The organism is Vibrio sp. Of7-15 (assembly GCF_022347565.1).
Classification (GTDB): domain Bacteria; phylum Pseudomonadota; class Gammaproteobacteria; order Enterobacterales; family Vibrionaceae; genus NORP241.
The window spans coordinates 346219-352909 of record NZ_JAKRGH010000003.1; the positions used below are offsets into that span (position 1 = coordinate 346219).

The 6691-nt window shown below is 41.4% G+C and carries 5 protein-coding genes and 2 tRNA genes; 6 read left to right on the forward strand and 1 reads right to left on the reverse strand.

Annotated elements, in window-relative coordinates; genetic code table 11:
- Positions 1-23 precede the first annotated feature (23 nt).
- The 3 genes from MHO82_RS06155 to MHO82_RS06165 all read left to right on the forward strand — a co-directional run bounded on the left by MHO82_RS06155 (position 24) and on the right by MHO82_RS06165 (position 4503).
- A complete protein-coding gene (locus tag MHO82_RS06155; RefSeq protein ID WP_239182978.1) occupies positions 24-1835 on the forward strand; it encodes a diguanylate cyclase in 1812 nt (603 codons plus the stop codon).
- A 147-nt stretch (positions 1836-1982) separates the two neighbouring features.
- Complete coding sequence (locus tag MHO82_RS06160; RefSeq protein WP_239182979.1) at positions 1983-3353, forward strand: MATE family efflux transporter; 1371 nt, start codon at positions 1983-1985, stop codon at positions 3351-3353.
- 109 nt (positions 3354-3462) lie between these two features.
- Positions 3463-4503: a DUF3080 domain-containing protein gene (locus MHO82_RS06165; RefSeq protein WP_239182980.1), complete on the forward strand. Its 1041-nt coding sequence runs from the start codon at positions 3463-3465 to the stop codon at positions 4501-4503.
- Between the two features lie 16 nt (positions 4504-4519).
- Here the strand turns inward: MHO82_RS06165 and MHO82_RS06170 are convergent, their stop codons facing one another.
- A complete protein-coding gene (locus MHO82_RS06170; RefSeq protein WP_239182981.1) occupies positions 4520-5362 on the reverse strand; it encodes a DNA ligase in 843 nt (280 codons plus the stop codon).
- 241 nt (positions 5363-5603) lie between these two features.
- Between MHO82_RS06170 and MHO82_RS06175 the strand changes: the two genes are divergently transcribed.
- The 3 genes from MHO82_RS06175 (at position 5604) to MHO82_RS06185 (ending at position 6691) form a co-directional block, all read left to right on the forward strand.
- Positions 5604-6311 (forward strand): DUF1223 domain-containing protein, encoded by a 708-nt coding sequence (locus MHO82_RS06175; RefSeq protein ID WP_239182982.1) that lies wholly within the window; start codon positions 5604-5606, stop codon positions 6309-6311.
- A gap of 185 nt (positions 6312-6496) precedes the next feature.
- Positions 6497-6573, forward strand: a tRNA-Val gene (locus MHO82_RS06180).
- A 41-nt stretch (positions 6574-6614) separates the two neighbouring features.
- Positions 6615-6691 (forward strand) — tRNA-Val (locus tag MHO82_RS06185).

The window sequence follows — 6691 nt, forward strand, 5'->3', positions numbered from 1 at the left end:
CTATCTATCACTCATGGTATAATATGTTTTCTGCACTACGAAATAGCTACGCCTTTAAAGTTCAGATTACACTATCTCTATTAGTGTTATGCCTCTCCATATCCATTATCTCTGTTTGGCAACACAAAACAAAAAAGATTTTATCGGATACCGTAAAAGATGTTTATAGTCATGTGAGCGACGCCATTATTTCAAAATTAGACACCTTCATCAGTGAAGGAAATAATATTATGCTGAACCAGCAACTTTCTGGTGGAATGCATATTGAAATCACCGATAACTCTGTCGCTCTCGCAGATTATTTAAAGTGGAATATCATGTTCCACAAAAACATCAGTCATTTTTATTTTGCCTCTACCAGCGGTCAATTCACACTGGCAGGGCGTTCTGATAATGGCGAGTTTTTCTCAATTCAACAATCCGACCACCCCAATCAATACGTAAGATACCAACAGGGAATATACACACCTCTAAAAAAAGAGTACGACCCACGAACACGAGATTGGTTCAAACACGCCGTTACTTCCACTGAACCAGTTTGGACTGGCAGCTATATGTACCCATTTCGTCAAAAATCAGGGGTTACTTTATCTCAAGCTGTTTATACCGATGGTGGTGACTTGGTAGGCGTCTATGGCCTTGACCTGAATATCTCCGCCATCAATAACAATCTTGCAAACGCCATTTTAAGTGCTAATGGAGACTCGTTCATTTTTGCTCAGAATGGTTCCACCATCACCAACATTCATAATACAGTACCTAACCATTTTGATTTGCAGCCAAGCTTACATAGCCAAAGTGGCATTAATACCAAAATTTGGCAATCTTTCGATCAACAAGAGATGAAGGCTGGTACAACAACGCTTACGGTGAAAAATGAAGAGTGGCTGGTCTATTATCGCCCTTATCAATTTAATGAAACAGAGACTTGGTGGGTTGTGTCTGTAGCCCCAGCCGCTGATTTTATGCCTAAGCTATGGCAAACCAGTATACTGGCGCAAGGCATCACCATTACCATTCTAGCCTTAACGCTATTAATTGGCTTTTTCACAATGAAACGTCTTCTCTCCCCTATCCGCCAAATCACTTATGCATCAAACCAAATCAGCAAAGGAAACCTGAATGTTTACGTCGATACCACGCGTAAAGATGAATTTGGTTTATTGGCCCGCACGTTTAACAAAATGACCACCCAGCTCAAACGTACCATTAAGCAACTGAAAACAGAAAAAAAGGAAACCGTTCGACTGAATGCCCTACTGGAACAAAATAATCAGCAACTAGAACAAAAAATAGCAGAACGAACTCAAGATCTGTTAAACGCAAATCAACAATTAACCCAATTGGCAAACCAAGATCCACTCACAGGGGCCGCAAACCGCCGCTTCTTCTGGGAGCAAGTCAACGAAAAGCAACAACCTGGGCAGGGCTGGCTTCTTCTATTGGATATCGATCACTTTAAAGCCGTTAACGATCAATACGGTCATCACATTGGCGATCAAACCCTCAAACAATTTTCTCAGGCAATCATCAGTAGCCTCGATAAAAATACGATTTTTGGCCGCATTGGTGGGGAAGAATTTGCAATTTGGGCACCATGTCGTACACAAAAAGAAGCTGAGTGCCTAGCCTGTATATTACTCAAAGAAGTTGAAAGCCTAATCTTACGTACTGATAACGAGGATGTTTTTTCTATAACAACCAGTATTGGCATCGCACCCTGCGTAGAAAGTGCAATCAAAGCCTACCGCTACGCAGATAAGCAACTTTATCTGGCAAAAGGTAATGGCAGAAACTGCTTTCGCTGCTTAGATGAAAATGTGAACATAGTTTAAGTTGTATAAACAACTCGCATAGATATAATCAACGGTTCTAACTAATGACATGATCCGTTGAACTTCTCTCTTGTTCAACACATGGTGTCTTTATCTCTCTCAACTTTGTTGTATACAATGTTGTTCTAAGTGTTCTAGGAGATGTCTGTGCACAGATACCAGCTTGAAATACCACGTTTAATAAAACTCTCTACACCTGTGCTCATCGCTCATGTTGCCCAAACTTCCATGGGCTTTGTAGACACCGTTATGGCTGGTGGCGTAAGCGCCACTGACATGGCAGCGGTTGCCGTCGCAGCGAGTATTTGGCTACCTTCAATCTTGTTTGGAGTTGGTCTTTTAATGGCGCTTGTGCCTATTGTCGCTCAACTCAATGGATCGGGTCAGCAACAAAAAATCCCTTATGAAGTACAACAAGGCTTTACGCTTTCACTTCTTATTTCCATTCCCATCATGCTTATTTTATATAATGCAGAAGGGATCATTCGATATATGGATGTTGAACCCGTGCTGGCAGATAAAACCATTGGTTATATGCATGCGGTTACTTGGGCTGTGCCTGCTTTTTTGCTTTTTCAAACTTTACGCAGCTTCTCCGATGGCCTATCACTGACAGTACCTGCCATGATCATCGGCTTTATTGGCTTAATGGCGAATATTCCGCTTAACTGGATTTTCGTCTATGGAAAGTTTGGTGCTCCAGAGCTAGGCGCTATCGGGTGTGGTGTGGCGACAATGATCGTATACTGGCTCATGTTTTTTGCCATGTTCCTTTACGTGATCACCTCCAAACGCTTAAAACAAGTGAAACTGTTTGAACACTTTCATAAACCAAAATTAAGTGCGCAAATTCGCCTGTTTAAGTTAGGCTTCCCTGTTGCCGCAGCCATGTTTTTTGAAGTCACGCTGTTTGCGGTGGTCGCTATTTTAGTCGCGCCTCTTGGCCCTATCACGGTCGCTGCTCATCAGATTGCGATTAACTTCTCGTCCATTGTTTTTATGCTACCAATGAGCATCGGTGCTGCGGTGAGTATTCGTGTTGGCCACCAGCTTGGTGAAGAACAAATTGATGGGGCTAAAATTGCCTCGCATTGTGGGTTGCTGCTTGGTTTATTCACAGCCTTTATTACTGCTGGGCTGACGGTTATTTTCAGAGAATACATCGCTTTGCTGTATACCGATAACCAAGAAGTGATCACCATTGCTGCTCAACTCATGTTATTCGCCGCGATCTATCAGTGTACTGATGCAATTCAAGTCATTGCCAGCGGTGCGTTACGTGGTTATAAAGACATGAGAGCCATTTTTAACCGAACCTTTATTGCTTACTGGCTATGTGGATTACCACTAGGTTATGTTTTAGGTATGACCGATTGGATTGTTGAACCTATGGGTGCTTATGGTTTCTGGATTGGCTTTATTGTTGGTTTAAGTACTGCTGCGGTTCTGTTGGGCTTACGCTTACGTTGGATTCACAAACAAGACAGCAATACCCAACTAGTCATGGCTTCTAGTTAAAACATAGCGAGTCACAAGGTTAACCACCCCGTGACTCGCCATTTCCTTATTGTTTCCCTTCCCATTCTGACTTACTCTTAATTTACGCCTTCTTAGATGTACTTTTGATGTGAAGACCAGACTGAAAAACCTGCTACTTTACTTTTGTTTATTGCCATTATCAGGTTGCTTCCATTCTGATCCAACCGAAGACGTATTCAGTACCTATCTCAATAGGCTTGCCAATGTACAAGATCAAGATGTAGTGCCATTTAAAGCACACTCCATTCCAGCTTTACCAGAAAAAAGAGAACTAAGAGTATCAATTGAAGATATTCGGATGGGGTTACTCGATGCCTACGAACTAAGAAAGTGCGGTTTATTCCAGCTCATTGCCGAACGAAACTCTATTTTAGGGAAAGTGCAAGATGAATTTCATGTGCTTCATTACGAAATAAACTTTTCACATACCTTAAAGAAATGCCTTGTTTCTTCTGCCCTCCGCGAAGAGACACGCTCAGAGCTGCTTAATATTCAAAGTCAAAAACAAGAGCAATTACTGCAACGTTATTGGAATACCATCGTGGCCTCAGAAGAATGGAATAAACAATTACAGCCCTTTCCCATCATGTTGCCCATAACACAAATGCACAGTTCAACTCCCACGCTTCAAGCTATCCGTTATTTTAGTGACATACAGCTAGGAATAACGTATGACCAACTACCCACTGACGTCGACACACTTTTTCTTCATCAACGAGCCTTATCGAAAACTCGTTATTTAAGCCAACTTTTCTATTCACTACAGCACAGCACTGACTGGCTAACCACGGCGACCACTCAACTAAAACAGCACGATAAGCTCATTATTTGTGGCCTTAATAGAAATCAAACTAAGGCCAAATACCTACAAAATATTTTCTTTCGATTTTACATTGAGCAAATACAACCTTATTTGGCCAAACTGGATTCCGACTACCAAGAAATAAAACCACATTTAATCTCAATGTATCAGTCTGAACACCAAGCCAATAACGTAAGTTTTACTCCTTATTATGGCTACTACATAGAAGGAAAAATTCATGAAAACTTCAAACAAGCAACCATTGAACATGTAAGGTATTGGCAATCCTTATTTAAGCGCTGCAATTTCACCATTGGCCGGCAGTAAGTTACGAGATTCAAGGTTATTCCACCCGAATTCTCATATAGCGGGCAAATTTAGGCTTGCCTGATTGGGTGGTGCCGTTGTAGCGAAAGGTAATCACTTCTCCTAACTGAGGCGGTTTTTTTCTTAACTCATCAGTAAAACCACTACCCAATTTAAACACCGTTCCATTACTCATTTGCACCACTAGCGCGCCCATTAAGCCGCTGTATTTCCCTTTACCTTGAGTGTACCCGATCACTACCCCTTCATCGTCTTGGTGCTTCTTTACTTTAACTAAAGAATGGTCTCTGCCCGCAATGTATTTACTTGATACTTTACGTAACATTAAACCTTCACCATCTTCTGCAGCTACTTTATCTAATTCAAGGTGCAATTCTGTTTCCGAATTAACTCTAGATTGGTTAACCAGTTTTATGTGATCCATATCCAGTGATGTGACAATATTTTCTAAGTCATAATACCGTTTAGAAAAGTCACCAATACCGACTGGTAGATCAAAAAGCATGTACTGAATATTCTTCCACGCTTTATCATTTGGCGTTTTATCTAACACCGTACTTTGCACCACATGAAAGTTTCCTCGCCCAGCCCATAACTCTCCATCGAGCGCCATATCTGGTAACTGCTCAGTAAACCAACGAGGAGCATGAATGGGATTCCCTTTTCTCGTTAATAACTCTTTCCCTGTCCAGAATGCGCGAATACCATCCAATTTTTCACTCAACCAATATTCACTCACTTCTAAGCCGGTTGTATAGCTCACCGCTAAAGTAACAGGCGCGACGGGAGAATCTGCCGCTGCCATAGGGCTAAACATTAATGCCAATGCTACTGTAATTTCATTATATTTTAATCGCATACCCAAACCTCATGAGACCACACCTCAAACATTCATCATCAAAGCAGCATTTCAGAAATAGTAAGAGCAAGAAACTAGAATTGAGTTTAAAAATGTAAATTCGAGGATATATTCAAAGTCAAAGGTAATTAAGTCACTCATCATTTGAATTATTGCGAGAATCCTCACTGAACCTACCGATTATGAATAGTTTTTCTAGTTTTCCGGTCTTGTTATAAAAATAAAGAAGAAGGAGAACACAATGCTTAAATTGATCACGCTTACGCTAGGCTTAATTCCCCTCGGGCTTCATGCTCAGACTTGGGTTCACAAAGGTGCCCCTGCACAACTTGTCGAGCTCTACACATCTGAAGGCTGTTCCAGCTGTCCACCCGCAGATAAGTTTTTAAGCACCTTTAAAAATAATACCAATTTATGGTCTGGGGTGATCCCAATGGCTTTTCACGTAGACTATTGGGATTACCTTGGTTGGAAAGATGTCTTTTCTCATCCCTCTTTTAGCCAGAGACAGCGGCTTTATCAAGCGTATGGTAGAACATCTTCCGTTTATACACCTGGTTTTGTCGTAGACGGAAAAGAGTGGCGTGGCTTTTTTAATCGCTCTCCCCTACCACCACTATCAACTCGCACCTCTGGTGCTCTCAAGTTGCACTACACTGACGACGGATCATTTTCCTTAAACTACTCAGAACCAGGAAAATACACCGCTCACTTAGTTCTCCTTTCGAGCAATCAAGAAACGAAAGTACTCAGAGGGGAAAACAGAGGGGAAAAATTACAGCATGACTTTGTTGTGAGATCCAAAACACAGCAAACAGGTTCAACTTCTTGGCGGTTCGAATTTAGTCAACTTCCTAAAAATGTCGATGCTGTCGCTGTTTGGCTAACTAAAAATGATTTTTCTGCTCCAATCCAAACTGTAGCTGGGTGGATTGAGCCCAAAAATTAATAAAAGAAATCAATCAACAAGCAAGTAAATGGCCAAAACAGATGAAATAACACCCAACACGATCACAAAGCGACCAAACAAGTTAAAAATTAGAAATTTATACTTGCACCAATGGCAGGCTCTCGTTAATATTCTTCCCGCTTTCAACGAAAGCCTTTGAGTTTCATTTATATGAATTCAAATATGCCCGCTTAGCTCAGTTGGTTAGAGTACTTGCATGACATGCAAGGTGTCACTGGTTCGAGTCCAGTAGCGGGCACCAATTTCGAATATTAAGCTCTGCTTAGTATCAAAAAACAATTTGCCCGCTTAGCTCAGTTGGTTAGAGTACTTGCATGACATGCAAGGTGTCACTGGTTCGAGTCCAGTAGCGGGCACCA